General features: G+C 61.5%; 1 protein-coding gene. It reads right to left on the bottom strand.

Translation table 11 applies throughout. The features are described 5' to 3' along the window. Positions 1-61: 61 nt before the first annotated feature. Positions 62-1,039 (bottom strand): endolytic transglycosylase MltG, encoded by a 978-nt coding sequence (mltG, locus tag B5V00_RS16795; protein WP_172399798.1) that lies wholly within the window; start codon positions 1,037-1,039, stop codon positions 62-64. Positions 1,040-1,225: the final 186 nt, after the last annotated feature.

The raw sequence follows: 1,225 nt of genomic DNA, 5'->3' as shown, positions 1-1,225 counted from the left end.
CGCAACGCAGCTGACGCGGAAAATAACCAGCAAGATGCGAAAGATTATGGGTTACGGGGTACTAACGCCCCAACTGATATTTTCGTACCGCCCGGTTGTGTTCCGCCAGGGTGCGCGAAAACTCGTGCGTACCGTCTCCCCGGGCGACGAAGTAGAGATAATCGACAGCTGCCGGATTCGCGGCGGCTTCGAGGGCTGCCATCCCCGGATTGGCGATCGGTCCGGCGGGCAGTCCGGCCCGGGTGTAGGTGTTGTAGGCGGTCGGCGTTTCGAGGTCTCTGCGGGTCAGGTTGCCGTCAAAGTTGCTGATGCCGTAGATCACCGTCGGATCGGCCTGCAGCGGGATGCGACGCCGCAGGCGGTTGTGAAAGACCGCCGCGATCAGCGGCATCTCCGCATCGTTGCCGGCTTCTTTTTGCACAATTGAGGCCAGAATCACCAGCTTGCGGCGATCAAGGCCCCGGCGGGCAGCGGCGGCCAGCAGGCCGGAACCGACCCGCCGCTTGAACTGGTCGATCATCGCCTGCAGCAGCTGCCGCGGGGTGGTGGTCGTCTCCAGGGTGTAAGTTTCGGGAAAGAGATAGCCCTCAAGGCTGGAAACGCCGGGATCAAGCTGTTTCAGCAGTTTCGGATCGGCGGCGGCACGCAACAGGTTTTCGGCGCGGCCGAACCCGGCCTGCTGGTAGCGGACGGCGATCTCCGCCAGGGTCAGACCCTCCGGGACGGTAAAACGGAAGTGCCGGACATCCCCGGCGACCAGTCGCTGCAGAATCTCATCGGGAGTCGCCGGTGTCGAAAACCGGTAGTCACCGGCGCGCAGTTTGGCAGTGACCCCGGTCAGTCGGCCGAGCAGACGGAACAGGATCGGATGGTCGATGACTCCGTTGTCGGCCAACTGTCGGCAGATCTGGCTGAAGCTGCTGCCGGCGGCAATATGCAGGTCGACAGTCTGCGGCGGGCTGACGGGGGTGGTGCGGAAATGGTGAAATTGCAGGCCGAAAAGGATGAGAAAAAGCAGCAGGACGGCCGACAGGACCACTGTTAACCGGTGTCTGCGGCCATGAGGGGCGGATTTGTCGGTGTGCGGGTTCAAAACGCTGGAATTTTAGTTAATAGGGGGGCGGGTGTCAACGCAGGGGGCTTGACAAGGCTTGGCAGTTCGATCCTCTCCATCTCACATCTCACATCTCACATCTCACATCTCACATCTCACATCTCACATCTC

The organism is Geothermobacter hydrogeniphilus, assembly GCF_002093115.1.
Lineage (GTDB): Bacteria > Desulfobacterota > Desulfuromonadia > Desulfuromonadales > Geothermobacteraceae > Geothermobacter_A > Geothermobacter_A hydrogeniphilus.
The sequence above is the reverse complement of the archived record's forward strand: the minus strand, read 5'-3'. Positions and strand labels throughout refer to the sequence as shown.